At 64.8% G+C, this 24441-nt stretch carries 24 protein-coding genes; 11 read left to right on the plus strand and 13 right to left on the minus strand.

Going from position 1 to position 24441, the window contains the following annotated elements; genetic code table 11:
* Positions 1-5 precede the first annotated feature (5 nt).
* The 10 genes from rfbD to ACAty_RS02140 all read right to left on the minus strand — a co-directional run bounded on the left by rfbD (position 6) and on the right by ACAty_RS02140 (position 8392).
* A complete protein-coding gene (rfbD, locus tag ACAty_RS02095) occupies positions 6-914 on the minus strand; it encodes a dTDP-4-dehydrorhamnose reductase (protein ID WP_004870489.1) in 909 nt (302 codons plus the stop codon).
* Entirely contained in the window at positions 904-1470 is a 567-nt protein-coding gene (locus ACAty_RS02100; RefSeq protein WP_004870491.1) for a hypothetical protein, read from the minus strand. The genes rfbD and ACAty_RS02100 overlap by 11 nt, the downstream gene beginning before the upstream one ends.
* Positions 1467-1805: a DUF3579 domain-containing protein gene (locus ACAty_RS02105; RefSeq protein WP_004870493.1), complete on the minus strand. Its 339-nt coding sequence runs from the start codon at positions 1803-1805 to the stop codon at positions 1467-1469. Before ACAty_RS02105 ends, ACAty_RS02100 begins: the two co-directional genes overlap by 4 nt.
* Before the next feature lie 60 nt (positions 1806-1865).
* On the minus strand, positions 1866-2414 hold the full coding sequence (gene rfbC, locus ACAty_RS02110; RefSeq protein WP_004870494.1) for a dTDP-4-dehydrorhamnose 3,5-epimerase: 549 nt from the start codon (positions 2412-2414) through the stop codon (positions 1866-1868).
* Complete coding sequence (rfbA, locus tag ACAty_RS02115; protein ID WP_004870496.1) at positions 2411-3295, minus strand: glucose-1-phosphate thymidylyltransferase RfbA; 885 nt, start codon at positions 3293-3295, stop codon at positions 2411-2413. The genes rfbC and rfbA overlap by 4 nt, the downstream gene beginning before the upstream one ends.
* On the minus strand, positions 3288-4184 hold the full coding sequence (gene galU / locus ACAty_RS02120) for a UTP--glucose-1-phosphate uridylyltransferase GalU (RefSeq protein WP_004870498.1): 897 nt from the start codon (positions 4182-4184) through the stop codon (positions 3288-3290). The genes rfbA and galU overlap by 8 nt, the downstream gene beginning before the upstream one ends.
* 63 nt (positions 4185-4247) lie before the next feature.
* Positions 4248-4988 carry a DUF502 domain-containing protein gene (locus tag ACAty_RS02125; protein ID WP_004870500.1) on the minus strand — a complete coding sequence of 247 codons (741 nt, stop codon included), beginning with the start codon at positions 4986-4988 and terminating at the stop codon, positions 4248-4250.
* Positions 4989-5025: 37 nt separating this feature from the next.
* Positions 5026-6426 carry a sigma-54-dependent transcriptional regulator gene (locus ACAty_RS02130; protein WP_004870503.1) on the minus strand — a complete coding sequence of 467 codons (1401 nt, stop codon included), beginning with the start codon at positions 6424-6426 and terminating at the stop codon, positions 5026-5028.
* Complete coding sequence (locus tag ACAty_RS02135; protein WP_004870505.1) at positions 6423-6911, minus strand: hypothetical protein; 489 nt, start codon at positions 6909-6911, stop codon at positions 6423-6425. Before ACAty_RS02135 ends, ACAty_RS02130 begins: the two co-directional genes overlap by 4 nt.
* Positions 6908-8392: a sensor histidine kinase gene (locus tag ACAty_RS02140; protein WP_004870506.1), complete on the minus strand. Its 1485-nt coding sequence runs from the start codon at positions 8390-8392 to the stop codon at positions 6908-6910. Before ACAty_RS02140 ends, ACAty_RS02135 begins: the two co-directional genes overlap by 4 nt.
* 338 nt (positions 8393-8730) lie before the next feature.
* On the opposite strand from ACAty_RS02140, the gene ACAty_RS02145 reads away from it, so the two are divergent.
* Positions 8731-9294 carry a hypothetical protein gene (locus tag ACAty_RS02145; protein ID WP_004870508.1) on the plus strand — a complete coding sequence of 188 codons (564 nt, stop codon included), beginning with the start codon at positions 8731-8733 and terminating at the stop codon, positions 9292-9294.
* A 5-nt stretch (positions 9295-9299) separates the two neighbouring features.
* Here ACAty_RS02145 and recN read toward each other — a convergent pair whose 3' ends face one another.
* Together recN and ACAty_RS02155 are read right to left on the minus strand one after the other, a co-directional pair.
* Complete coding sequence (gene recN, locus ACAty_RS02150; RefSeq protein ID WP_004870509.1) at positions 9300-10982, minus strand: DNA repair protein RecN; 1683 nt, start codon at positions 10980-10982, stop codon at positions 9300-9302.
* Positions 10976-11869, minus strand: a complete 894-nt coding sequence (locus ACAty_RS02155) for an NAD(+)/NADH kinase (protein ID WP_004870511.1) — start codon at positions 11867-11869, stop codon at positions 10976-10978. The genes recN and ACAty_RS02155 overlap by 7 nt, the downstream gene beginning before the upstream one ends.
* 167 nt (positions 11870-12036) lie before the next feature.
* On the opposite strand from ACAty_RS02155, the gene ACAty_RS02160 reads away from it, so the two are divergent.
* From ACAty_RS02160 to ACAty_RS02190, 6 genes are all read left to right on the plus strand, one after another.
* Positions 12037-12309 carry an HPr family phosphocarrier protein gene (locus tag ACAty_RS02160; RefSeq protein WP_004870512.1) on the plus strand — a complete coding sequence of 91 codons (273 nt, stop codon included), beginning with the start codon at positions 12037-12039 and terminating at the stop codon, positions 12307-12309.
* Positions 12306-14027, plus strand: a complete 1722-nt coding sequence (gene ptsP / locus ACAty_RS02165; protein ID WP_004870515.1) for a phosphoenolpyruvate--protein phosphotransferase — start codon at positions 12306-12308, stop codon at positions 14025-14027. Before ACAty_RS02160 ends, ptsP begins: the two co-directional genes overlap by 4 nt.
* The gene (locus ACAty_RS02170) at positions 13993-15273 is read left to right on the plus strand and encodes an AsmA family protein (RefSeq protein WP_226047745.1); all 1281 of its coding nucleotides are present in this window, start codon (positions 13993-13995) and stop codon (positions 15271-15273) included. Before ptsP ends, ACAty_RS02170 begins: the two co-directional genes overlap by 35 nt.
* A gap of 53 nt (positions 15274-15326) precedes the next feature.
* Positions 15327-16382, plus strand: coding sequence for an A/G-specific adenine glycosylase (locus ACAty_RS02175; protein ID WP_004870518.1), 1056 nt, complete (start codon positions 15327-15329; stop codon positions 16380-16382).
* A 48-nt stretch (positions 16383-16430) separates the two neighbouring features.
* Positions 16431-16703, plus strand: coding sequence for an oxidative damage protection protein (locus ACAty_RS02180; protein ID WP_004870519.1), 273 nt, complete (start codon positions 16431-16433; stop codon positions 16701-16703).
* Between the two features lie 408 nt (positions 16704-17111).
* Entirely contained in the window at positions 17112-17339 is a 228-nt protein-coding gene (locus ACAty_RS02190) for a hypothetical protein (protein ID WP_004870520.1), read from the plus strand.
* Positions 17340-17541: 202 nt separating this feature from the next.
* Here ACAty_RS02190 and ACAty_RS02195 read toward each other — a convergent pair whose 3' ends face one another.
* On the minus strand, positions 17542-19245 hold the full coding sequence (locus tag ACAty_RS02195) for a hypothetical protein (protein ID WP_004870521.1): 1704 nt from the start codon (positions 19243-19245) through the stop codon (positions 17542-17544).
* Between the two features lie 205 nt (positions 19246-19450).
* Here ACAty_RS02195 and ACAty_RS02200 point away from each other — a divergent pair, with 205 nt between their 5' ends.
* From ACAty_RS02200 to ACAty_RS02215, 4 genes are read left to right on the plus strand one after another with little or no spacing between them, the layout of a single operon-like run.
* Entirely contained in the window at positions 19451-19930 is a 480-nt protein-coding gene (locus ACAty_RS02200; RefSeq protein WP_049784615.1) for a DUF1841 family protein, read from the plus strand.
* Complete coding sequence (locus ACAty_RS02205) at positions 19923-21722, plus strand: M3 family oligoendopeptidase (protein ID WP_004870526.1); 1800 nt, start codon at positions 19923-19925, stop codon at positions 21720-21722. The genes ACAty_RS02200 and ACAty_RS02205 overlap by 8 nt, the downstream gene beginning before the upstream one ends.
* Positions 21715-23172 (plus strand): class II fumarate hydratase, encoded by a 1458-nt coding sequence (fumC, locus tag ACAty_RS02210; RefSeq protein ID WP_004870528.1) that lies wholly within the window; start codon positions 21715-21717, stop codon positions 23170-23172. The genes ACAty_RS02205 and fumC overlap by 8 nt, the downstream gene beginning before the upstream one ends.
* The gene (locus ACAty_RS02215) at positions 23169-24296 is read left to right on the plus strand and encodes a 3-deoxy-7-phosphoheptulonate synthase (RefSeq protein ID WP_004870529.1); all 1128 of its coding nucleotides are present in this window, start codon (positions 23169-23171) and stop codon (positions 24294-24296) included. Before fumC ends, ACAty_RS02215 begins: the two co-directional genes overlap by 4 nt.
* Positions 24297-24441: the final 145 nt, after the last annotated feature.

Here is a 24441-nt window from a genome sequence, read left to right on the forward strand (position 1 = left end):
TGGGTTCAAGCAGAGGATACAGTGGCCTGGGCGGCCAGCGTCTCGCGCAGGGCGACGCGCCAGTGCGCCGCGGCACCCAGAGCGGCGTAGGATCGGCTCTTGTCCAACTGGCTGTTGGCGGGACGCCGGGCCGGGGTAGGGTAGGCGCTACTGGGAATGGCTTCGATGGGGATGCGGCGGGAAAGCAGCCCCAAAGCCAAGGCCTCTTCCTGGATGGCCACGGCAAAATCGTACCAGGAGGCGACCCCGGCATCGGTCCAGTGCTGGATACCGCGAAAATCGGGTCGCGCAAGCGCCCGCCAGAGGGCACCGGCAAGGCTGTGGGCGGAGGTGGGGCTCCCCACCTGATCACAGACGACGCGCAGCAGCGGCCGGTTTTCCATGAGCCGCAGCATGGTCTGCAGAAAATTTTGCCCCCAGGGCGCATACACCCAACTCGTGCGCAGAATGAGGGCTTGCTCGCCGAGGATCGCCGCTATGGCCTCTTCACCCGCCACCTTACTGGCGCCGTAGGCATTGATGGGGGCAGTGGGATCTTCGGGGCGGTAGGGTTGTCCTTGACTCCCCGAAAACACGAAGTCCGTGGAGATGTGCAGCAGTTCCGCACCCAGTTCTCGGGCGGCGCGAGCCAGATGGGCCGGGCCTTGGGCGTTGATGGCGTAGGCCTGATCGGCCTCGGATTCAGCGCGGTCCACGGCGGTGTAGGCAGCGGCATTGATGATGACCTGGGGCCGATGGGCGGCAAGGGCTTTAGCTACGGATCCCGCGTCGGCGACATCCAGGGCTTGCCGATGGAGGAAAACGGCATCGACCTCCGCTGGCACCGTCTGCGCCAAGGCGCGGCCCACCTGGCCCCCGGCCCCTGTGACCAGCACCCGTTTGCGACTTGCTCCCGCCATGGCTTCAGGGCCCATGGCGCTCCAGCAAACCCCGGAGCAGCGGGTAGAGCGGCACGGACGGCTCCGGCTCCGAACGGCTCGCGGGCGGATATGGGTAGAGAAATTCGTAAAAGTTGTCCATGGGCAGACCCTGGGTGTCGTAGGCCTGGACACGAATTTCCGCACCCTGGCGTTCCACCAGGATATGGCAGGCACGGGCAGCGTGGGCGCGGGGCAGCTGCGTCTGGAAGGGCGAGCCTGGCATGCCGCAGGCGGCGTGCGGAAAGGCATCACGCCATTCCTGCAGGAGACTGTCTTCGAGCTTGGCGGCAACCTTGGCCGAGGGGAGCAGCAGGGCGCGTCGGTCGGCCCAGGCGGCATCCACGGCCGCACGCTCACCCGGCGCGCTGACGGCCACGAGCTGATGGAGGCGGTCCAGATTCTCCAGGGCCATGGTGAGTTCGGTGCGGACGGCTGCCTGGCGATGGATGATGTGCACACTCAGGGCAATGGCGCCGATGCCGTAGGCGGCAATGATGCCCAGCAGAATCCAGGCAAAGCGACGGCGGGCACGGGGCGATGGTGCGCTCATCCGGGGCTGCTGCGGCGGGAGTCGCGTCGTGGCATCTCACCCAGCAGGCTGGCACGCTTTTGCGCGACGCTGCCCGGCTCGTAGTGCATTACCAGATGATTTTCCTTGGCGAAATGGAGAATCTCCTTGTAGGCCTCGGGACGGATCTTTTCCAGTTCCTCGTCCATGAGGATGGCGGCGTTACCGTTGATGGTGGCGGGCTCGATGTATGGCAGATAATGGATCTTGTGGTCGATACCAAAATGGGCAAGGCCCACGCCCTCGATGAGCATCTCCGCCCAGGCCGAGGGTCGAAACTTCCGCCCGCTGGCCGTGATTCCTTCAATGATGATCATGCAGCGCCCCTCCGTGAACCGGCGCCATAGCATACCGCAAAGCGGGGCGGGCGGGAAAAGTCAGGGGAAGCACTCCAGTTGGGCGAGGAGGCTGCCGGCGGCGTCCTTGGCGGCAAGGGTGGGCTGGCTGCCGGGCGCAAGGGGCCACTGGACGCCTACGCTGGGGTCGTCCCAGCGCAGGCAGCGCTCGGCTTCGGGCAGATAATAGTCCGTGGTCTTGTACAGAAAGTCTGCCTGCTCCGACAGCACCAGAAAACCGTGGGCGAAGCCCGGTGGTACCCAGAGCATCTGGGCATTGTCGGCGCTGAGCCTTGCCCCCACCCAGCGCCCAAAGTGCGGTGAACTGCGGCGCAGGTCCACGGCGACATCAAAGACCTCTCCCGCAACCACCCGCACCAGTTTGCCCTGGGGCTGACGGATCTGGTAGTGCAGGCCGCGCAGAACCCCGCGTTGGGAGCGGCTGTGGTTGTCCTGGACGAAATCCAGGTCCAGTCCGGCGGCGGCAAAGCTGCGGCGATTCCAGCTCTCGAGGAAGAAACCGCGGGCATCGCCGAAAACCCGCGGCGTGATGAGGAGTACCTCGGGGATGGCCAGGGCCTCGATGTTCATTCCGGTCTTCCTCCCTCCTCCAGCAGGCGCAGCAGATAGTCGCCATAGCCGCTCTTGCGCAGGGGTTCGGCCAGCCTGCGCAAGGCTTCGTCGTCGACGTAGCCCAGCCGCCAGGCGATCTCTTCGGGACAGGCTACCTTCAGCCCCTGGCGCTCCTCCAGGGTACGGATGAACTGGGCGGCGTTGAGCAGATCGGCGTGGGTTCCGGTATCGAGCCAGGCCGTGCCACGACCGAGTATCTCCACGCGCAATTTGCCGTGGTTGAGGTAGAGGTTGTTGAGGTCGGTGATCTCCAGTTCACCGCGGGCCGATGGGCGCAGCTGGCGCGCCAGACGGCTGCCGTCGGCGTCGTAGAAGTACAGGCCGGTGACGGCGAAGGGTGAGCGCGGTTGGGCAGGCTTCTCAGAAAGGCGCAAGGCGCGACCGGCGGCATCGAACTCCACGACCCCATAGGCTTTGGGGTTGGCCACGTGGTAGGCAAAGATGGTGGCGCCAGCGTGATCGGCGGCGGTGGCCTGTAATTTTTCGCTGAGCTCGTGGCCGTAAAAGACGTTATCGCCCAGCACGAGGGCCGAGGGCGCACCCGCCAGAAAGTCCTCGGCAATGATGAGGGCCTGGGCAAGTCCCTCAGGGCGCGCCTGTTCCGCGTAGTGGAAATCCAGCCCCCACTGGCTACCATCGCCCAGCAGTTGCTGAAAGCGGGGTAGGTCCGTCGGTGTGGAGATGATCAGAACCTCGCGGATGCCGGCGAGCATCAGGGTGGAGAGGGGATAGTAGATGAGGGGCTTGTCGTAGACGGGCATGAGCTGTTTGCTCAGAACCTGCGTCAAGGGATAGAGACGGGTACCCGAGCCGCCCGCCAGAATGATGCCTTTACGCATCTTTGTGCTCGCTGGCACGGGCGGCGCAGAGTCCGTCGAGGTAGCGCACGAAGGCGGGACCAACCTCGGGATGCAGCTGGGCAAAGGCAATGGTGGCCTGCAGGTAGCCGAGCTTGTCGCCACAGTCGAAGCGCTGACCGCGGAAGCGGTAGGCCAGAACCTGGCGCTCACCCAAAAGGTTGGCGATGGCGTCCGTCAGCTGGATTTCGCCGCCGGCGCCACTGCCAAGATGCTCCAGAAAGTGGAAGATCCGAGCCGGCAGGATGTAACGTCCCACCACGCCGAGATTGGATGGCGCGTCTTCCGGCCGGGGTTTTTCGACGATGCGACTGACCTGGAAGATGTTGTCGTCCCAGGGTCTGGCATCCACCACGCCGTAGCGCGAACTGTGCTCCCGGGGGATTTCCTCCACGCCCAGAATACCGGCCTGATAGTGCCGATACTGCTCGACCATCTGGCTAAGTACGGGTTCCGTTGCCAGCATCAGATCGTCTGCCAAAAGTACGGCAAAGGGCTCGTTACCCACCACCGGACGCGCCATGAGGACGGCGTGGCCGAGGCCCAAGGGATAGGGCTGGCGCAGGAAAATGGTGCTGACGTGGCTGGGGAGAATGGCCCGCACCTGGTCGAGGAGCGCGGTTTTCTGCTTCTTTTCCAGCTCCATCTCCAGTTCGTAAGAAACGTCGAAGTGGTCGGCGATGGCCCGTTTGCCGCGACCGGTGACGAAGATGAGCTGATCGACGCCGGCGGCGATGGCTTCCTCCACGGCGTATTGGATGAGCGGCTTGTCCACCACCGGCATCATCTCCTTGGGACTGGCCTTGGTGGCGGGAAGAAAGCGGGTACCCAGACCCGCCACGGGGAATACGGCTTTACGCACGAGCTCCATGTCGTCTCCTCACGGTATTGTCGGCGCCAGTATAGTGAGCCGGGTCGAAGGCGGCAAAACCCCTCAGGGCTGCGGTGCCTTGCCGGGGTCCGCCTGCTCCACGCTGTCTGTGGCCGCCTTGACCGCCTGCAGTTTTTCGCGCAGGTGCCGCCCGCTGCCCACCCCGCCTGCCATGGCAAAGCGCAGCGCCTGCTGTGGCGAAAGCTCTGGCAGCGGGATGAGCTTGTCGCGCGGCACCACATAGGTGAAGCCGCCGATGTTGTAGGCCATGGGCACATAGACGGCCAGACAGTCCTCGCCCAGGCCCGGCACTTCGCTCAGTTCGTCCCGGGTGACCAGGCCGATGACGTAAGCGCCGGCGCCATTCTGGGGGACCAGCACGGCGCTGCGAAAACCACGGTCCTTACCGCCCAGAAGGAGTTCCACCGTTTCCTGGATGGTGCTGTAGATGCTGTGGAATACCGGGATGCGCTCGAGTACGGCATTGATCCGTTCAAAGATCCAGGCCGACAGGGTGTGCGAGGCCAGAAAGCCAACGCCGAGGATGGTGACGAGGGTCAACAGAATACCGAGACCGGGGATGTCCACACCAAAGAGGGCATGGATGGGGCCGTTGAAGATTCCATCCACCCAGCGCCCCACCAGCAGCACGAAGTAGACGGTTAGGCCGATGGGCAGGGAGATCAGCAGGCCCTGGACAAACCAGCGGCGCAGATGCCAGCGCCGCGAGGGTGGAACTTTCGGAGGACTGGATACGGGTAGCATGGTGGCCTCGGCGAAGGTCAGTGGTGGCTGTGGAAGCATAGCAAGGCCACCCCCTGGGGCAAAGGGACGTCGTCGTTCACGGCGCTTCCTCGTCGCCCTGATTCTTGAACTCCTGCGGGGTGAGTTCGTGCTTGCGCATCAGCTTGTAGAGGTCCGTGCGGTGCCGACCGGCAATGCGCGCCGCCCGCGAGATGTTGCCATCCGTTGCGCGCAGCAGGTTCTCGAGATAGCCGCGTTCAAAGGCCGCTTTGGCATCTTGCAAAGGCGGGAAGGCACTGCGTCCGCCGGCGCGACTGGGGTCGGGAATGGTTTCGGCGGCCACCCAGCCTTTTTCCGTCAGGGCTGCGGCCAGGGTGACGGCATTCTCCAGTTCGCGGACATTGCCGGGCCAGGGGCGGCAGATCAGCTTGTCCAGGGCCTCCGGGCTGAATCCTTGGATGGGGCGACGCAGGCGGGCGATCTCCCGATCGAGAAAGTGCTGGGCCAAGAGCAGGATGTCCTCGGGGCGTTCGGCAAGGCTCGGCACCCGCAGTGGAATCACGTGGAGGCGGTAGTACAGATCCTCGCGAAAGGCGCCGCTGGCCGTCAGGGCGCAGATGTCCTGGTGCGTGGCGCTGATGACGCGGATGTCCACGCGATACTCCTCCCGCGATCCCACCGGTCGCAGGGTGCCCTCTTGCAAAACGCGCAGGAGCTTGACCTGCAGGCTCAGGGGAAGATCGGCAATCTCGTCCAGAAACAGGGTGCCGCCGTCGGCGGCGCGGATGAGACCGGGGTGATCCTGGCTGGCGCCGGTGAAGGCCCCCTTGACGTGCCCGAAGAGCTCGCTCTCGGCCAGATCGGCGACGATGGCGCCGCAGTTGACGGCGACGAATGGGCCCTGGGCGCGGGGGCTGGCGGCGTGGATGGCGCGCGCCACCCGCTCCTTGCCCGAGCCGCTCTCGCCCGTGAGGAAGACGCTGGTCTGGGAGTGGGCAACGCGGGTCAGTTCATCCACGAGCTTGGCCATGACGGGACTGCGGTGCAGGATCATCTGCCCGGCCAGATCCTTCAGCGTGGCGCGCAGGCGGCTGGTTTCGCGACTTGCCTGACGCTGGCGCAGGGCGGCGGCGACCAGGGATTCCAGCTCCTCACTGCTGAAGGGTTTGCCAAGATAGCCAAAGGCTTGCGCACGCATGGCGGCGACGGCGTTGGGGATGCTGCCGTGGGCGGTGAGGAGGATCACCGGCAACTCGGGATCCAGCTCCTGCACCGCTTCGAGGACTTCCATGCCATCCATTTCGGGCATGCGCAGGTCGGTGATGACCAGATCCGGAAGTTCTCGCTCCATGGCCTTGACCGCCTGCACCGGCGTGCTGAAGGCCTGTACCTTATGCCCTTCACTCTCCAGCCAGAGGCCGAGAAGGCGCAGGAAATCGGCATCGTCGTCGATGATGCAGATGTGGCCAGGGTCGCTACCCAGGGACTTTCGACTCATTGCGGGGCCTTTGTGGTGAGACTTTCCTCAGCCTGTTGATGCAAGAGCTGCTCCAGACGTTGCAGACGCTGCGCCGCCGATGCTTCCGCAGCCGATTTGGCGGGGGCCGTTGCCGGATGTGCGGCCTTCGGGAGCTCCGTCGGTAGGCAGGAAAGGCGGCGCCGTTGCAACGAACGGCTATAGGCGATGAGGTTCTGCCAGGGCTGTATCTCCTCGGCCACCTTGGGGTTTTGCGCGGCCATCTGCAACTCCCGTGCGGCGTTGTCGACATTGGTACTGGTCAGTGGCGCCTGCTGCAGGTAGCCTCTGGCCAGGGCAAAATGGATACGGGCGCAGTCGACGCCATCGGCCGCGCCGCAGTGACCAAGCTCCGTCAAAAGCTGCGCCCGGCTGGAGCTTGCGGCTGGCTCTGCGGACGGAAGTATCTGGGCACAGGCAGCCAGGGCCGGCAGGACCAGAAGCACAATGGAGCTACGGATGTTCATGGCTGTGCCTCGCGGGGTGGCGGAGCGGGAAGCCAGACCTCGGCACTGAGCCCCCCCTGGGGATGGTTGCGGACCCGGATCTCACCGTGCTGGGCAAGTACCAGTTCGCGGGCGATGGCCAGGCCGAGGCCGGTTCCGCGCGGCAGATTACTGCTGGCAGAGACCTGAAAGAAGCGCTCGAAGACGCGGCCCAGGAGTGCCTCGGGTATGCCCGGGCCATGATCGCGCACCTGAATCCGTACCCCTGCGCCCTCCGCCCGCGCTGCGACGCGGATGGTATCTCCGGACACACTGTACTTGTGGGCATTGCTCACCAGATTGCTGAGGATCTGGAGCAGGCGCTTGGGATCGGCGCGCACCTGCAGTCCCGCGTCCACCGCGATTTCCATTTTCTGCTGACGACGGTCGAGGAGCGGCTGCATCCGTCCGCATAACTCCTGCAGTTGCGTCGCCAGTTCCAGATCCGTCACCGCATACTCCAGACTCTGTGCCTGCAGGGCATGCATGTCCAGCATCTCTTGGATGGCGAGGTAGAGTTCCTGGACCTGCCTCGAGATGATCTCCAGCACCTCGCGCTGTGCCTGGGAGAGTTTTCCGAGGCGCTCGCTGAGCATCAGCTCGGCGCCGGAGCGAGCCGAGGCCAGTGGCGTCTTGAGCTCGTGGGACACCTGACTGAGAAAGAGGTGGCGCAGGCGCTCCTCTTCGCGCAGGCGGCTCTGCATGGTCTCGATGCTCGCCGCCAGATCGCGGATCTCCTGGGGCCCCTCGCGCACGAGGCGTGTTGCCCGCCCGGCCCCAAGGTCCTCCAGAGCGCGGCGGATCTCTGCCAGGGGGCGCGTCAGCGCCACCGCGACCCGCCAGGGAATCCACAGGGCGAGGGCTGCCGTCACCGCCACCAGCAGGTAGAGTAGCCAGACGGCCCGCGTCCGCGCCACGGCCGCCTGCTCCGACTCGCGGGTGAAGAGTTTCCGCAGGCTAGCGTGGAGATCGGCCAGAGCCGCATCGACGCCAGCCTGGCCGGCCTTCCCATCCTTGGTCTGGACACCGGCGCGCCCGTAGTCGGCGAGGGCCTTGCTGAGTGCCATTATCCGACTGCCCAGTTCAGGGTGCCGGTTCTGCACGATGGGCAGGAGCTCCTGTAGTTCCTGCTGTTCCCTCTGCACCAGCGCGCGAAAGGTGCGCTCGTAGCCGCTGTGGGGAAGCACTCCGGCCAGACGCCGGTAGAATTCTGCCTGTCCTTGGGTGTCCCGGATCTCCAGAAGCTGTCGTTGTACCGGCAATGCCGTATCCAGCAGCACGTCGCTGCTACTGCCCAGGCTGTGAATGGCTTGCAAGGCGAGGGCCACGAGCAGCACCACCATGAGGAAGATGAGCAGGGCAGCGGCCCGCACCCGCCGCGGAATGGACCCACCCTGGCGGCTATCCACAGGCACGCCGGCAGCCCAGCTTCCATCCGTCTCCAATCCCTTGACCACGCTCATGATTGCACTCCCCGTAGCGGTTCGGGGCCTCCTTGATCCCGGCGAGCAGAATGTCAGTGTACGGGAGCGCCGATCTTTCGCCCACTGTAGTCATGTCGCTACGGCCGCCAAAGCCACGCTGGCGCGGGTGCTCTGACTCGCCCGTGCGCGGGTACGGGCCAAAATGTCGGTAATCGTCTACAGGCGAAGCGCTGGGGCTGGGGCTTGGTCCGCCGCCGCCGCCGTCGGATGCGTCGCCAGGGCCTGTCGTTTCTGGGCTGGCACGAACCCTGCTTCAATGACTTGCAAAACATCAGAAAAAGTAAATTTGCTAATGGAATGACGGTAAAGGAGTCACGATGCAGCTACTGTCTTTGTCCCCGAGTCGACCACGCCACCAGCACCGTCAGGCTTTGTGGGATGCCGCGAGTCATGAGGCCTTGATCCTAGATTTTACCAGCGCTGCCCTGGAGGGCGATCTGGATCAGCTCCTGGACCGTGACCCGCAGTTGCGGCCCCGATATATCCTGGTCAGCCACAGCGATCCGGACCTCAATGCCGCCGCCGAGCGCTTGGCCCTACTCCTGCCCGACGCCCGTCTGCTCTTGCCGAGCGAGGAGAACTGGGACCAGAGCGCGGTGGGACCACTGTCCTTGGGTCGTCAACAACTGCACCTCATTCGCCTGGGAAATGGCCATTGGGGCGTGCATGCCCCGGGACACTGCCTGTGTGCCGCGGTCTGGGACCAGCACGGTCGCTGGCAAGGGGATGAACTGGGCTATCGGCGCGTCCGGCACCTGCCGACAACAACCCGGCTCTACAGCGCCGGATTGCCCGACGGCGGCCTTGCGGTAGCGCGCTGGCAGGCCGCGCGCGGTCAGGTGCTGACACTTCCGCGCCCGCGACACCATCGCGCTGCCTGAGGGCTTCAGGTTTTGTTCGCCTCGTCCAGAAGCCGCTGGGCGGCACGGTGGATACTGTCGTCCAGTTCGATCCCGCCGAGCATGCGCGCTACCTCGTCCCGTCGTCCCTCGGTATCGAGTACCCGAATGCGGCTGTGGGTCGCCTCGCCCGTCACCACTTTTTCCACCAGGAGTTGGTGGTGCGCCTGGGCTGCCACCTGTGGCAAGTGCGTCACGCACAACACCTGCTGCGCCTTGCCCAGGCGGCGTAGCAGGCGACCGATGCGCTCGGCCACCGCTCCCCCTACGCCGACGTCCACTTCGTCGAAGATCAGGGTATCGACCTGCTCTGGTTGTGCCAGGATGACCTGCAGCGCAAGGCCGATACGGGCGAGTTCACCACCAGAGGCAACCCTGGCCAGTGCCTGCAGGGGATGTCCGGGATTGGCGCTGAAGTGCAGCTCCACCTGATCCCAGCCCGTGCTTTGCCAGTGACGGGGATCGTCCGGGTAGCTTTGCACGTCCACTTTCACCGTCGCATGGGGCATGCCGAGATCCCGTATTTCGGCGGCGATGGCCTGTGCCAATCGGGGTGCCGCTACCCTGCGGGCCGTGCTGACGCCCTTGGCCTGCTCCCGGTAGGATGCTTCGCTCTGGTCGGCCTCTGCTTGCAGACGATGGAGGCGCTCGCCATCCTGCTCTGCGTCACCCAGTTCAGCGCGTAGTTCCTCCAAGAGGGACAGCAGTCCCGCCATATCCCGCTGATGCTTGCGCTGCAGGTCCTGCAGTACCTGAAGGCGATGGCCGATCTGTTCCAGGCGCGCGGGGTCCGCTTCCAGATGCTCATGGTAGGCGCGCAGAGCGTGACAGGCCTCTTGAACCTGGATTTCTGCGCTGTCGACGAGGGCCGCGCTATCGGCGAGGGCGGTATCCTTCTGGCAAGCACCTGCCAGGGCGCGCTGCGCCTCACCCAGCAGCCCAAGGGCACCACCCTCGTCCTCCAGGCAAGACAGGGACGTGGCGACGGCCTCACGAAGCTGTTCCACGGCCCCCAGGCGACGGGCTTCGCTGGACAATTCCTCCCACTCACCCGCGCGCAGACCGACACGCTCCAATTCCTCCAGCACGAAGCGGCGCCATTCCCGTTCTGCGCCGCTGCGTTCGCGTTCGCTGCGGTACTGCTCAAGGGCGGCTTGAGCGGCGCGCCAGCGTTGTTGGCGACGTGCCAGCTCGTCCAGTTCCGCCTCCAGATGGGCAAAACGATCCAAAAGAGCGCGCTGGCGTTCTGGACGCAACAAACCTTGCTGGGCGTTCTGGCCGAGCAGCTCTATCAGGTACTCCCCCAACTCGCGTAGCTGATTGCCAGCAACCTGCCGACCATTGATGAAGGCTCGGCTGCGCCCTTGTCGCGGGATGAGACGACGGACGATGCAGCCCTCGCCATCGTCGTCGTCGAGTCCCTGATCGCGCAGCCATTGACGGGCAGGTGCAGCGTCCGTCAGGCTGAAACTCGCGGCAATCTCCGCCTGTTCGGCGCCGAAACGGACCAGGTCCGCACTGGCCTTGTCGCCGAGGATCTGGGCAATGGCATCGACGACAATGGACTTGCCCGCGCCCGTCTCGCCCGTCACCACGGTCATGCCCGGGGCGAGTTCCAGTTCCAGAGCCTCGATCAAGGCAAAATTACGGATTTCCAGACGGGTCAGCATCGCTCCTCACCCGGAAGCTCACCCCAGTGCAGCTTGCGGCGCAGAATGCCATAAAAGTCATGATCCAGGGGATGGATGAAGCGCGCCTCACACGGTGAGCGGCGGACCCGGACCTCATCGCCCGCCTGCATGGGGTAGGAATGGTGACTGTCCAGACTGAGGGCCGCCGGGTGGCGGGCTGCCAGCAGCGACAGGCGCAGTTCCAGCCCGTCGCCGATGGCAATGGGTCGGGCGCTGAGGGTGTGCGGACAGATGGGAACCAGCAGCAGGGCCGGAAGCTCCGGGCTCAGGATCGGTCCTCCCGCCGACAGGGCATAGGCAGTGGAGCCCGTGGGTGTGGCTATGATCAGGCCATCGGCTCGCTCGGTGTAAAGGGGCCGGTCGCCCAGCAGCACGCGCAGTTCTACCATGCTCTCGCCGCAGCCCTTGTGGACGAAGACCTCGTTCAGGGCAAGACCGCTGACGATGCGGCGTTCGTCGCGCCAGAGTTCAGCCACCAAGACGCTGCGACGGTCCTCGCGGTAGGCTCCGGCGAGGATGGGCGGCAGGGTCTCCTCAATGGTGTCCAGAGGAATATCGGCGAGAAAACCAAGCCGTCCCTGATTGACGCCAAGAACCGCCGTGCCGCTGCCAGCGAGACTCCGGGCCGTGCTCAGCAAGGTACCGTCGCCGCCCAGGGAAATCACCAGATCCGGTGTGGGCGTCGGATCTTCCAGGTTCAGCAGGGGCAGGCGCAGGTCGTGCTGCAGCGCCGGCGCACAATGGCTTTCGAGAAAAACCTCGGCGCCGAGGGTGTGTAGCAGCGTCGCCAGACGAGCAAGACCGGGCCCCGAGCTCGGGTCTCGATACTTGCCGATGAGCAGGACGCGCGGGAATATCGGTGCCATACCGCTAGCCTACCTTGGGCCATGGCCGGCGCCAAGGGGTGCGGCCCCGGGGTGCGGCATAGCTGCCATCCGCGCCTGCGCTGCCCCGCCAGGGAGCTCTGGGGCCTTGGAGGGTAAGGCCACGGCGCGCTATGCTCGCCACTGATCTTTACTGGCGAGGAAAACCCGTGACTGTCCGCATCGATTTTCCGATCCTCAACCGTTTGGGTCTGCACGCGCGGGCATCGGCGCGCTTTGTCAGCATCGCAGCTCGTTTTCCCTGCCAGGTCTGGGTGGAGCGCGATGGTCAGCGAGTCAACGGCAAGAGCATCATGGGCCTGATGACTCTGGCGGCGGCCCAGGGCAGCACCTTGCAACTGGAGACCTCTGGCGAGGGTGAGCGTGAGTGTGCCGATGCCCTGCTGGCGCTGACCATGGATCGCTTTGGGGAGGGGGAGTGAGCTTCGAGATCAGCGGTATTCCTGCAGCCGCCGGTATTGCCATCGGCACGGCGGTGGTGCTGGAGGCCGCCGCTTTGGACATCCCCGAGTACCTGGTGGAGCCGGGTGCCGCCACGGCGGAGGCAGAGCGCCTGCGGCGGGCCCTTGGCCTCGCCCGGGAGGAGCTGCTGCGGGTACGCGAAGCCATCCCCGGCGATGCGCCCCAGGACACGCGGCTGTTCATCGACGCCCACCTGCTGATGCTGGACGACCCGGCCCTGCGCGATCGCCCTCTGCGTCTCGTGCTGAACGAGCACCGCAATGCCGCCTGGGCTCTTCATCACGTACGCGAGCGCTTGCTCGAGATCTTCGAGCGCATGGAAGATGCCTACCTGCGCGCCAAGCGTGAGGACATCCTGCAGGTGACGGATCGGGTGCTGCGCCACTTGGTGGGCGTGCGCACGCCGGAGCTCCCCGTGGGCGAAGAGCGCATCATCGTGGCAGCGGAGATGAGCCCGGCCGATACCGTACTCCTCAAACAGGGCAAGGTGCTGGCCTGGGTCACGGACTTTGGTGCCTCCACCTCGCACTCGGCCATTCTGGCGCGCAGCCTGGGATTGCCTGCCGTCGTCGGCACCCATATCGCCAGCCGGCTGCTGCGCACGGGCGACACCGTCATTGTCGACGGCGAACAGGGTACCGTACTGGTCAACCCGGACCCCATGCTGTTGGAGCAGTACCGTGAGCTACAGGCGCAGCGCCTGCGTCGCCTGCAGCTTCTCGAAGAGCAGCGTGGCCTGCCAGCGGTCACCCGCGATGGTCTCTCCCTGCACCTGTACGCCAACATCGAACTGCCCGAGGATGTCGATTGGGTGCTGCGCAGCAATGCCGAAGGGGTTGGCCTTTTCCGCAGCGAGTTCCTCTTCATGAATCGTGCCGACAGTCCCGGCGAGGAAGAGCAGTTTCAGGCCTTCAGCCAGGTCATCAAGGCCCTTGGCGGCGCGCCGGTGACCATTCGCTCGGTGGATGTGGGGGCCGACAAAGGGCTGCGCGACGATGAGTTTCGCGCCGCCCACGGCGTCCTCAATCCGGCTCTGGGCCTGCGCGGCCTGCGCCTGTGTCTGCGCCGACCGGAGTGGTTTCGACCGCATCTCCGGGCCATCCTGCGCGCCTCTGCGCTGGGGCCGGTACGGCTCATGCTGCCCATGGTGAGTTCCCTGGTGGAGCTGCAGCAGACGCGGGCCCTGCTCGCCCAGATCCAGGAGGAACTGCGACGGGATGGGCATTCCTTCGACCCGCGGCTGCCCGTGGGTATCATGGTGGAAGTACCCGCCGTGGCCATGGCGGCCCACAGCTTTGCCCGCGATGCCGATTTTTTTTCCATCGGCACCAACGACCTCATCCAGTACGCCTTGGCGGTGGATCGTGGCGACGACGATGTCAATGCGCTCTTCGACCCCCTGCACATCGGCGTGCTGGCCATGATCCAGCACACCATAGCGGCTGGGCAGACGGCGGGAATACCCGTGGCCATGTGCGGTGAGATGGCCGCCAACCCCGCCCTCACGCCGCTGCTCATCGGCCTCGGTCTGCGGGAATTCAGCATGTTTCCGGGGGCGGTTCCCGAGGTCAAGGCGCAGATCCGCCAGACCTCCGCCGCTGAGGCGCGTGTGCTCGCGCTGCGTGTACTGGCAGGGGAAGATCTTGGCTGGAGCCCGGATCAATCCGAGAATATCTAGAAAATCCCGGAGGAAGAGGCTCCTTGCACTCTTCATCCTCGGCCTGCCGCTGGCGCTCTTGCTGTTCTGGCTGGCGCGTGGGCCGCGCGCGCTGCTCGTCCAGGCCCTGGGCGCCGCCACGGGTCAACCGGTGCGTCTGGCCGCCAACCCCCACTTCTTCCTGGACCGCGACGCCCTCGGCATCGTGCTTGACGGTCTTGTCGTGGGCCCCGCCGCGGAACCTCTGTTGCAGATACCCCGCCTACAGCTGGAAATCGCTTTGCCCGCCCTTTTCCACGGACGTCTGCGCCTGCGCCAAGTGCTTGCCGATGCACCCCGTATCCGTGGCCCCTGGCCTACTCACGGTAGCGGCACGGGTCTGCCGCCACTGCCGCAGGCGCTCCTGGTGCGTGGCGCGTCGGTCCAGTGGACGCAGGCGGGGCGAACATTGGAGCTGACCCATCTAAATCTCGGTTGGCAGCGAAGTCGGCTGTATGCCCGTGGGCAATGGTCTGTGGCTGGTGCTGCCGGGTATCTGGCCGTGGCGGCGCGATGGCCAAGCGCGTCCCGTCTCGGTCACGGGCAGCTGCAGTTGACGGTACGCAGCAGTCAAGGCGCGGACCGCTTGCATCTTCAAGCCAGCGGCCTGCAGCGTGCTGGCGCGGATCTGCACATGGCGAGACTCGTGGGTAGGGGTAGCTGGCGTGGTCGGGAATTTTCCCTGAATCTGGAGCAACTCGCCTGGCAGGCGCAGAGCGCTCGCCTCTCCTGTGCCGACTCGCGCCTGCGCACGGCTGGAGCCGCCCTCGAGCTGCGGGATTTCCAGCTCGGTCTACGTCCGCCGCAGCCAGTTGAGGCACAGTTGCAGATGTGGGTGAGCCGGCCTCAGCTGCTTGCCCAAGGCTTTGGCATTCACCTTCCTCCTATGGCCAATGCCCATAAGGCTCTGGATCCCCTGCGCCTGGAGGGCTCTGTGCGCGGGCATTGGCCAGCGCAGTGGTCCATGGATGGCGCACGGGGTCAAGTGGGGAAAACCCATTTCCACGGCCTGCTGCGTGCCCGTCTGCAAGGTCCACACCTGGACGTCGATCTGCAGATTCCCAAGCTCGATCTCGACCCCTATCTTCCGCGATCTTCCCCCCGCGCCGGCCCCGGCCAACTGCCGGCGCTGCCCACGCGGTGGCCGGTGCAGGGTCGCATCGAGATCGGGCAGCTGCATTGGAAAAGCTACACGGCGCGGGGGGTGGTCGTGGAGATCCGCCCTTGAAGCCGCCGCCACGTTCAGAACCAGGGACTGGAACCGCGGAGGCACCCCTTGGCTTGGCCGAGCTGCTGCTGCCCTGGTACCGCCGCTGTGGCCGACACGATCTGCCGTGGCGGAAGACCCAGGACGACTACGCCCTGTGGCTGGCGGAAATTCTCCTGCAACAGACCCAGGTGCGTACCGCCTTGCCCTACTACGGGCGTCTTCTGGCGCACTTTCCGCGCTGGCAGGATCTGGCCAGCGCCCCTCTGGATGCGGTTCTCGCGCAATGGAGTGGCCTCGGTTACTACGCCCGTGCACGCAATGCCCACCGCGCGGCGCAGATGGTGGTACGCGACCACGGCGGTCGCTTTCCCAAGGATAGGGCCAGCGCCATGGCCCTCCCCGGCGTGGGGCGCAGCACCGCGGCCGCCGTCTTGGCCAGCGCCTATGGTCAGGATGAGGCGATTCTCGATGCCAATGCTCGGCGCGTTCTGTTTCGCACAGCTGGACTCGTGGGCGAGCCGCGCAGCGCCGCCAACGATCGGCGGCTGTGGCAGCTCGCCGCCATGGAGACGCCCCGGGGTACCGCCCACGACTACAATCAGGCGATCCAGGACCTCGGCGCCATCCACTGCCGCTCGCGTCGGCCAGATTGCCCCGGTTGCCCGCTACGCCCGCGCTGCCGAGCCGCCGCCCGGCCCGAGCTCCTGAATCGGTACGAGCAGACCCACAGGTCCGACCGTCCGCAGCGCTACGCAACCTTGCTGCTGGCCCGCGATGCTGCTGGTCGGGTATTGCTGCACCGCCGTCCGGAACACGGCATCTGGGGCGGGCTGTGGTCCCTGCCCATCCTGGATGCCAGCCAGATCCTTACCGATCCAGACCAGCGCGCGCAGGCCCTCGAGCGTTACGCCTCTGCCTGCGGTTTGCGGCTAAAAGCGCAATCCCTGGATCCCGTGCGACGCCACCTCTTCAGCCACTTCCAACTGGAATACGCAGTACTCCACGCGCAGCTGCGTGCCGAGGTCGTTGCCGACGGGGATTCTGGATTGGTTTGCCAGGATATTGGTAGTGCCCTTGGCCTCGGTCTCCCAAGCCCAATCCGGCGGCTGCTAGAGCAGCTGGATTGAGCTACACTGCGCAACCGTATTCTGCTTTCGTCGACAAGGAGTGCTGGCATGACCCGAATGGTACATTGTGTGAAGCTGGGGCGTGAGGCAGAAGGTCTCGATCGCCCCCCCTATCCCGGTCCCCTGGGAGCACGAATCTACCGTGAAGTGTCCAAGGAGGCCTGGGCCGATTGGCTCAAGCACCAGACCATGCTCATCAACGAGTATCGTCTTTCCCCCATCGACCCCAACTCCCGCAGTTTTCTGGAGAAACAGATGGAGGCCTACTTTTTCGGTGAGGGTGCCCAGGCTCCGGAAGGCTACGTTCCGCCCGAGCAGTGAGTTGTCCCTGTCTCCCGACAAGGACGATTCAGCAGGGACGCGGATTTTCGTGGATCGCTGCGGTGCGCGTCGCCGGAAGGTGACGCCTCCGCTGGTCAGCCCCAGGCGGCAGGGAAACCGGGCGAAAAGCTTACAAGGAAATGCATAGGCCGGAATACCTTCCCTTTTTTGATGAGGCGCGGCCAATCCCAGTGCCCAGCTGCGCAGGTCGCGGGCCCGAATCCCTGGTCCTTGGGCCACGGGCCGATACCAAAAACCGACAACATGGTGCTTTCCGTGGCCGCCAAAAACGCTCCAACCCCAGGATGGACGGGCCTTGGATACCTTGGCATGGCTTATGCTTCAGAGCCGGTGCCGCCCGTGCGGCCCGCATTTGCGGTGGACCATCACTTATTTGGAGAGCTTTTTATGAAGAAGATTGTTGCGTTGAGCGTCGCCCTGTCTTTCCTCACCGCCAGCAGCGCTTTCGCTGCCGAGGCTGCTGCCCCCGCCGCCGCGCAGGGTTCCGAGATGGCCGCCCAGAAGGCTCCGGAGAATAAGATGGAGCACAAGAGCTACCATCACCACAAGAATACCCATCACAAGAAGGCGATGGAGAAGAAGGAAGAGGCCAAGGAAGCTGCTCCTGCGGAGTAAGTCGCCCCATGGGTCGGCCCCCCTGGGGGCCGTGCCAAAAGCCCGGACCACAGCGGTTCCGGGCTTTTTTCATGAACGAAGTCCGGCAGCCAGGATTTTGAGCCAGGGTTTTGAGATTACCGTCATCCACAAAGAACACTCCGCTGCAAGAGCGGAGTGTGGGACGGACCAGACTACGAGCCGTGAAGGTCGCCGGACGAAATCAGGCGGTGGACTTCATGGACTTCAGGAAGATACTGGCAAAGCGCACGACGTAGCGCAGGACGTACTGGGTGTCCTTGGCAAAGAAGATCTTGACCAGGCCAAGGATGCCACCACCGCGATTGCTCTCGTCCTTCATCTCACGCTGGGTCTGTGCCAAGGCCTTGGCTGCCTTGTCCACCCCGCTGGCAAAGGCCTGATCCGAGGGCATGAGGGGCACGACCTGTGCCATTACCAGGTTGACCTTGTGCAGTAGACCCGCCTTCTGCAGGTTGCCGAGCAGGGCAAAAAGCTCCGGCAGCATGTCCAGGAGCTTGGCATCGTGCAAGCCCTGCACGATCCCACGCACACGGCTGGCAATACTATCGGCGTCGCCCTTGAGGGCCTTGCCGCCCAGTTGGGCAATTTCGAGCCAGATCGTGGCTCCCTGGGCAATATTCCCGCCGATGCGCTGGATGGTGCCGTCGCGCCACATCTCCCCGATGAAGTCCGCGGCCGTGCCAAAGGCGATGTTGAGGTCCCCATCGGTGGAGAAAATGTTCTTCAGGTGAATGCCCTGCGCTTCCAGGGACTGCGCAACCGAGGCCATGGACTGGCTCACCGTCTCGGCCATCACCAGAAGACCATCTACCCGATCCGCAAGACTTTCCGCGTTGCCTTGGGCCAGGGACTTGGCGCGCTGGGCGATCTTCAGCCACCTTTCCGCTTCGCTGGCGAGCTCGTCCAACTTGTCGGGCAACTGCATCTCGCTGACCATGTCCTTGACCACGGTCAGGCCATCCTTGCCCGCCTGCAGGAAAAACCGCAGGTTTTCACCATAGCTGGCCAGGTGTTCGATCTGACCCAGCAAACCTTCCACCCGGGTGGCGAGATCCGGGGCATCCCCCTGGGCCAGACCCTTGACCCGCAGGGCGATACTCAGCCAGCGCCGGCCACCACTGCCGATGGTGGCCAGAGCGCCGCTCATGTCGGCGGACTTCAATAGCTCCGGCGCCGTGTCCGTCAGGGTGCCGATGGCCACGCTCATCTGTCCGGCGAGAATCTCGCCCATGTTGAGCAGGCCCTCCAGACGGGCGTGCAGGCTCGGCGCATCCCCTTGAATGAGTCGCTGTGCGCGCTTGGCCAACTGCAGCCACTGGTCGGCCATCTCCTGGATCTCATCGAGGCGATCGGGCAGATCCATCTCGCTGAGGACATTGCCGATGACGCCGACGCCTTCCTTGGCGCTCTTGGTCCAATACTGCAGGTTGGCCGCAGCGGCGCGCAGCTTCTGCACCATGTCTTCAGGGGAATCGCCCACGAGCGGGCAACGCAACTCGCCGCTGAGCGCCGCCAAAGAGGCAAAGAAGCCGGCTTTCTGGAGGTTGTTGAGGATGGTGATGAGTTCTCCGAGGGTCTTGTCCAGCTGTGCTTCCTTGACTTCGGAGAGCAGGGCCTTGAGGCGTTCCGTGCCGCCCTCGACGGTGAGCATGGACTGCAGGCTCTCCACGGTCTCGCGCAGGGCATCCAGTTGGGGCTGGTATTTGGCCAGGAGCTTGTCGGTATCGATGGCGTTGGGCAACTCGGCGAGCACATCCCGGAGCATCTGCAGCAGATTCTGTACCTGTAGGGCAGCGTCACCGACCTTGCCCAGGCCCTCCCACTGCTTTGGGGTCAGAGGAGTAACGTTGTTGTCCGAGGATGCGACTGCATTTGCGTTGGCCATGACGTGCTATTCTCCCGCTAAGATATGGCTGTACCAGGCTAGTTCTGGTGGAATGGGGCCCAAATCCAACTTTTCCTTATTTACCACAAAAAGCAGTGCGTTCCCAGTCCGGCACTGGACCAGCGGCGCCGGTGTGGCGCCGGATTTGGGCGCGTGGGCACACCATCCGTATCATCGCGCAACAACGGCCTGAGGTCTTGCAAACATGCTTTATGGCAGTAAACGAGAGACTTATCGACAGGTGTTCATTGACCAATGGCAGCGCTATCGCCGTGGTTTGCCCCTGGATGGCATCGGCCAGCGCATCGTTGCCGTCGTCCTCGAGCACCCCGAGTACCACGCGCTGCTGGACGACCCGGACAAGGCCCTTGCCGCCGATTTCTCGCCCTTGCAGGGTGAGACCAATCCCTTCGCCCACATGGGCCTGCACGTCGCTCTCCTGGAGTTGTTGGCAAATGCCGAGCCGCCGGGTATCGTCGAGGCTTTCGCCGGACTGACGGAGCGCCTGGAGCGACACCCGGCGGAGCACGCCTTTGTCGAGTGTCTGGGTGAATTGATCTGGCAAGGCCAGCGTGCGGGCCGGCAACCGGATCTTGCCGATCTGCTCCCGTGCGTGCGGCGCGCCACCCGGGTGGGTGGAAGTGCAGATCCGGAGCGGAACTCTGAGGAGATGGACGATGCATAAGCGAGCCGGGCAGACGGGTGCGGAGCAGATACACTGGCGGCTGGAGGATCTCTATGCCGGACCGGACGACCCGCGTCTGGAAGCGGACATGACCTGGGCCGAAGCGGCGGCGACCGCCTTTGCCCGCGATTATCGCGATGCTCTGCCCAGGCTCGATGCCGCGCAACTGGCGGAGGCCCTGACACGCCTGCAGGAAATTCGCCAGCGTCTCGCGCGGGTCGGCAGCTACCGTTATCTGAGCTATGTCACCCATTCCGACGATGCGCGTTTTGGCGCAGCCCTGCAGGCCTATGAAGAGCGCGCCACACAGATTGGCAATATCCTGGTCTTCTTTGACATAGCGTGGGCGCGCCTGGATGAGGACCGGGCCCGCGCGCTCATGGCGGCGGCGGAACTCGCGCCCTGGCGCCACCTCCTCGCGCATTGGCGAGCCTATGGCGATCACCTCTTGAGTGAGGCGGAAGAGCGTATCCTGGCCGAGAAACGGGTGACTGGTGCAGGTCTCTGGGCGCGCCTCTTCGACGAGACCCTGACGGAGATGCGCTTTCCCCTGCGCGGCAAGAGCCTGAGCGAGCAGGAGATCCTGAGTAAGCTCTCGGACCCCGATCGCGCTCTGCGCCACGATGCGGCCGAGGCCCTGAGCAGCGGGCTGGAAAGCCGGCTGCACACCTTGACCACCTGTTTCAACGCCATCCTCGCGGACAAGGCCCTGGACGACCGTCTGCGCCGTTATCCCCATTGGCTGGCGGAGCGCAACCTGGCCAACGAGATCGACGACGCCATGGTTGCCAGCCTCGAGGCCGCCGTGGTGGCGCGCTACCCCCTGGTTGCCCGTTACTACCGGCTCAAGGGCCGCTTGCTCGGTATCGACCGGCTCATGGATTACGATCGCTACGCGCCTTTGCCGGGCAAGTCCCGCACCCACGACTGGCAAGACTGTCAGCGTATTGTCCTGGCGGCGGTGGCGGATTTCTCGCCGGAGTTGGCGGCCATCGGTCGACGCTTCTTCGACGAGGGCTGGATCGATGCGGCTCTGGCGCCGGGCAAACGGGGCGGTGCCTTTGCCCACCCCGTGACACCCGATGTGCATCCCTACCTCATGGTCAACTACACCGGCCAGACCCGCGACGTCATGACCGTTGCCCATGAGCTCGGCCACGGTATCCATCAGTATCTGGCGCGAGAGCAGGGCTTCCTCAATGCCGACACCCCCCTGACCACCGCCGAGACCGCTTCGGTCTTTGGCGAAATGCTCACCTTCGAGCAACTTTTGCGCGAGGAGAGTGACCCGCGCGGACGGCTCGCGCTGCTCTGTGGCAAGATCGAAGACACCTTTGCCACGGTCTTTCGGCAGATGGCCATGCATCGCTTCGAGGCACAGATGCATGAGGCGCGCCGACGGGAGGGTGAATTGAGTCGCGAGCGGCTTGCCGAGCTGTGGCTCGCCACCCAGACCGAGCAGTTTGCCGATTCCGTCGCCTTCAGCCAGGGCTACCGTTGGTGGTGGAGCTACATTCCGCACTTCATCGGCTCGCCGGGCTACGTCTACGCCTACGCCTTTGGCGAGCTGCTGACTCTGGCCCTCATCCAACGCTACCGCGCCGAGGGCAAGGCCTTCGTGCCGCGCTACATCGAGATGCTGCGTCTAGGCGGTTCCCGTAGTCCGGTGGAGGTGGTGGGGGTGACGGGGATCGATCTCACGGATCCCGGTATCTGGTCCAGCGCCCTGGATTACCTGGAGAGTCTCGTCGTTCAGGCCGAGACCCTGGCACGGGAGTGTGGCGATGTCTGAGGCCTGGCGTGAGGAGCGGGATTCCCTCGGTGTGGTCCGGGTGGCGGCGGATGCCCTCTGGGGCGCGCAAACCCAGCGATCCCTCCAGTACTTTGCCATCGGCTCCGAGATCATGCCGATGGAGCTCATCCACGCCCTGGCCGAGATCAAGGGGGCTGCGGCCCTGGTCAACGCGGAGCTTGGCCTCCTGCCGCCCGAGCTCGCCGCCGCCATTGCCAAGGCCGCGGCGGAGGTGGCCGCAGGGCGCTGGGATGCGCATTTTCCCTTGCGTATCTGGCAGACCGGTAGCGGCACCCAGAGCAACATGAATGTCAACGAGGTCATCGCCAATCTCGTCAACGAGCGCTTTGGTACGCCGCGGGGCAGTAAGCGGCCGGTCCATCCCAACGACCACGTCAACCTGGGTCAGTCCTCCAACGATGTCTTCCCGACGGCCATGCATCTGGCGGTGCTGCGGCGGCTGCACGAGCACTTCCTGCCGCGCCTCGAGGGCCTGTGTGCCGGCCTCGAGGCCCGCGCCAGCGAGTTTGCCGGGATCCTCAAGATCGGTCGGACTCACCTCATGGATGCCGTACCTCTGACCCTGGGACAGGAGTTTTCCGCCTACGCCCACCAGCTTCGTCAGGGCGAGGAGGCGCTGCGGGCGAGCATTCCGGGACTCTCGGCGGTGGCCTTGGGAGGAACGGCTGTGGGCACGGGGCTCAATACCCATCCGGACTTTGCCCGCTTGGTCTGTGCCCGCCTCGAGCAGGATACCGGGCTGCCCCTGCGCCCGGCGGAGAATCCCTTTGCGGCCCTGGCGGGGCACGAGGCCCTGGCGACCGTGAGCGCCGCCCTGCGCAATCTGGCCATGTCCGCCATGAAAATGGCCAACGACATCCGCTGGATGGGCTCGGGTCCGCGGGCGGGCCTTGGTGAGCTCGCCTTGCCGGAAAACGAACCGGGCTCCTCCATCATGCCTGGCAAGGTCAACCCTACCCAGGCCGAGGCCCTGACCATGGTCTGCGTGCAGGTCTTCGGCAACGATGCGGCGGTGGCCTTCGCCGCTTCCCAGGGGCAATTCGAACTGAATGTCTTCAAACCGGTCATAGTCAGCAACGTGTTACGCTCGCTGCAGCTCCTGGGCGACGCGCTGGATTCCTTCGCCCACCACTGTCTGGAAGGTCTACAGCCGCGGCGGGAGGTCCTGGACCGGCATCTGCACCGCTCGCTCATGCTGGTCACGGCCCTGGCGCCGCGTCTGGGATATGAGAAAGCGGCGGCGGTGGCGCAGTACGCCCACCAGCACGATCTGGATCTGCAAAGTGCCGTACTGGCTCTGGGTTATCTCGAGCCCGACGAGGCGCGCGAACTCCTGCAACCGGAGCGGATGCTAGAGCCTGCGTCCGGGGAGATACCGGAAAAAAGCGAGTCCCACCCCCTTCTGGCCACGAAAAGGAAGCCTTCATGATCTTGATTCTGGATACCGACCTCACCGAGGAATCTCCCACCTTTCAAGCTCTGGTGCAGCATCTGCGCGGCCTGGAAGGAATCGAGCACCGGGTACATCGGGTGCAGGGGGCCGAGCAGACCCTGCGCGAGATCTACCTCATCGGAAACACCAAGGCCCTGAACATTGCCGACATGGAGGCCTTGCCGGGGGTTGCCAAGGCCATCCGGGTATCGCGGGAATATCGGGTGCTGGGACGGCATGCGGGGGACGCACGACCCTCGGGCTTCGACTACCATGGCGTCCACTTCGGTCAGGACAACCTGCACATCTTCGCGGGCCTCTGCGCCGTGGACACCCGTGAGCATGTGGAAGCGATGATGCGCGCGCTCAAGGACAACGGCCAGGTATGCACGCGCATGGGTGCCTACAAACCGCGCACCAGCCCCTATGCCTTCCAGGGACACGGCGCTGCCTGCCTGCCCTACGTCTTCGAACTGGCGGGCAAGTACGGGATCCAGGTCATCGCCATGGAGATCCTCCACGAGGCGCACATGGACGAGATCCGCAAGGCCCTTGCCGAGACGGGTCACCCCACTGGGGTCATGCTCCAGATCGGCACCCGCAACACGCAAAACTTTGAGCTTCTGAAGGCCGTGGGTCGACAGCGGGAGTTTCCGGTGTTGCTCAAGCGCGGCTTTGGCATCACCCTGGAAGAATCCCTCAACGCCGCCGAGTATCTGGCCTCGGAGGGTAACGATCGGGTGATCTTTGGCTTGCGCGGCATGAAGAGCAACCTCGGCGACCCCCACCGCAATTTCGTCGACTTCGCCCAGGTGCCGGTGGTAAAGCGTTTGACGCGCATGCCCGTCTGTATCGATCCCTCCCACTCCGTCGGTAGCCGGGAGGTGGGGCCGGATGGGATTCCGGAGGTCTTTCAGGTGACCGCTCAGGGCGTGATCGCCGGCGCCAACATGGTCCTGGTGGACTTCCATCCGGATCCCGCCACTGCCCTCGTGGATGGGCCGCAGGCCCTGCGGCTAGAGGAGTTGCCCTGGTTTCTGGAGGATGTGCGCTTGGCGCGGGAGGCCTACGAGGAGCGCAGGCTCCTGGCGGAAGCCCAGACCTTCGCCCAGGCCGGATAATGGTGGCCATGGCCGTGAAGAGTTGATCCAGGTCCCCTTGGGTGAGTCCACCCGGGTAGTCGGGCGTACGCGAATAGTAGGTAGAGGCGTCGATGAGGATGAGTTCCCGGAACCCTTGCAGCGCGGCGACCCGACGGCGATCCAC

The sequence above is a fragment of the Acidithiobacillus caldus ATCC 51756 genome (assembly GCF_000175575.2).
GTDB lineage: Bacteria > Pseudomonadota > Gammaproteobacteria > Acidithiobacillales > Acidithiobacillaceae > Acidithiobacillus_A > Acidithiobacillus_A caldus.

Coding starts and splice junctions, on each gene's coding strand:
- rfbD (WP_004870489.1), bottom strand. CDS start 914: ATGGGCCCTGAAGCCATGGCGGGAGCAAGTCGCAAACGGGTGCTGGTC.
- ACAty_RS02100 (WP_004870491.1), bottom strand. CDS start 1,470: ATGAGCGCACCATCGCCCCGTGCCCGCCGTCGCTTTGCCTGGATTCTG.
- ACAty_RS02105 (WP_004870493.1), bottom strand. CDS start 1,805: ATGATCATCATTGAAGGAATCACGGCCAGCGGGCGGAAGTTTCGACCC.
- rfbC (WP_004870494.1), bottom strand. CDS start 2,414: ATGAACATCGAGGCCCTGGCCATCCCCGAGGTACTCCTCATCACGCCG.
- rfbA (WP_004870496.1), bottom strand. CDS start 3,295: ATGCGTAAAGGCATCATTCTGGCGGGCGGCTCGGGTACCCGTCTCTAT.
- galU (WP_004870498.1), bottom strand. CDS start 4,184: ATGGAGCTCGTGCGTAAAGCCGTATTCCCCGTGGCGGGTCTGGGTACC.
- ACAty_RS02125 (WP_004870500.1), bottom strand. CDS start 4,988: ATGCTTCCACAGCCACCACTGACCTTCGCCGAGGCCACCATGCTACCC.
- ACAty_RS02130 (WP_004870503.1), bottom strand. CDS start 6,426: ATGAGTCGAAAGTCCCTGGGTAGCGACCCTGGCCACATCTGCATCATC.
- ACAty_RS02135 (WP_004870505.1), bottom strand. CDS start 6,911: ATGAACATCCGTAGCTCCATTGTGCTTCTGGTCCTGCCGGCCCTGGCT.
- ACAty_RS02140 (WP_004870506.1), bottom strand. CDS start 8,392: ATGAGCGTGGTCAAGGGATTGGAGACGGATGGAAGCTGGGCTGCCGGC.
- ACAty_RS02145 (WP_004870508.1), top strand. CDS start 8,731: ATGCAGCTACTGTCTTTGTCCCCGAGTCGACCACGCCACCAGCACCGT.
- recN (WP_004870509.1), bottom strand. CDS start 10,982: ATGCTGACCCGTCTGGAAATCCGTAATTTTGCCTTGATCGAGGCTCTG.
- ACAty_RS02155 (WP_004870511.1), bottom strand. CDS start 11,869: ATGGCACCGATATTCCCGCGCGTCCTGCTCATCGGCAAGTATCGAGAC.
- ACAty_RS02180 (WP_004870519.1), top strand. CDS start 16,431: ATGACCCGAATGGTACATTGTGTGAAGCTGGGGCGTGAGGCAGAAGGT.
- ACAty_RS02190 (WP_004870520.1), top strand. CDS start 17,112: ATGAAGAAGATTGTTGCGTTGAGCGTCGCCCTGTCTTTCCTCACCGCC.
- ACAty_RS02195 (WP_004870521.1), bottom strand. CDS start 19,245: ATGGCCAACGCAAATGCAGTCGCATCCTCGGACAACAACGTTACTCCT.
- ACAty_RS02200 (WP_049784615.1), top strand. CDS start 19,451: ATGCTTTATGGCAGTAAACGAGAGACTTATCGACAGGTGTTCATTGAC.
- ACAty_RS02205 (WP_004870526.1), top strand. CDS start 19,923: ATGCATAAGCGAGCCGGGCAGACGGGTGCGGAGCAGATACACTGGCGG.
- fumC (WP_004870528.1), top strand. CDS start 21,715: ATGTCTGAGGCCTGGCGTGAGGAGCGGGATTCCCTCGGTGTGGTCCGG.
- ACAty_RS02215 (WP_004870529.1), top strand. CDS start 23,169: ATGATCTTGATTCTGGATACCGACCTCACCGAGGAATCTCCCACCTTT.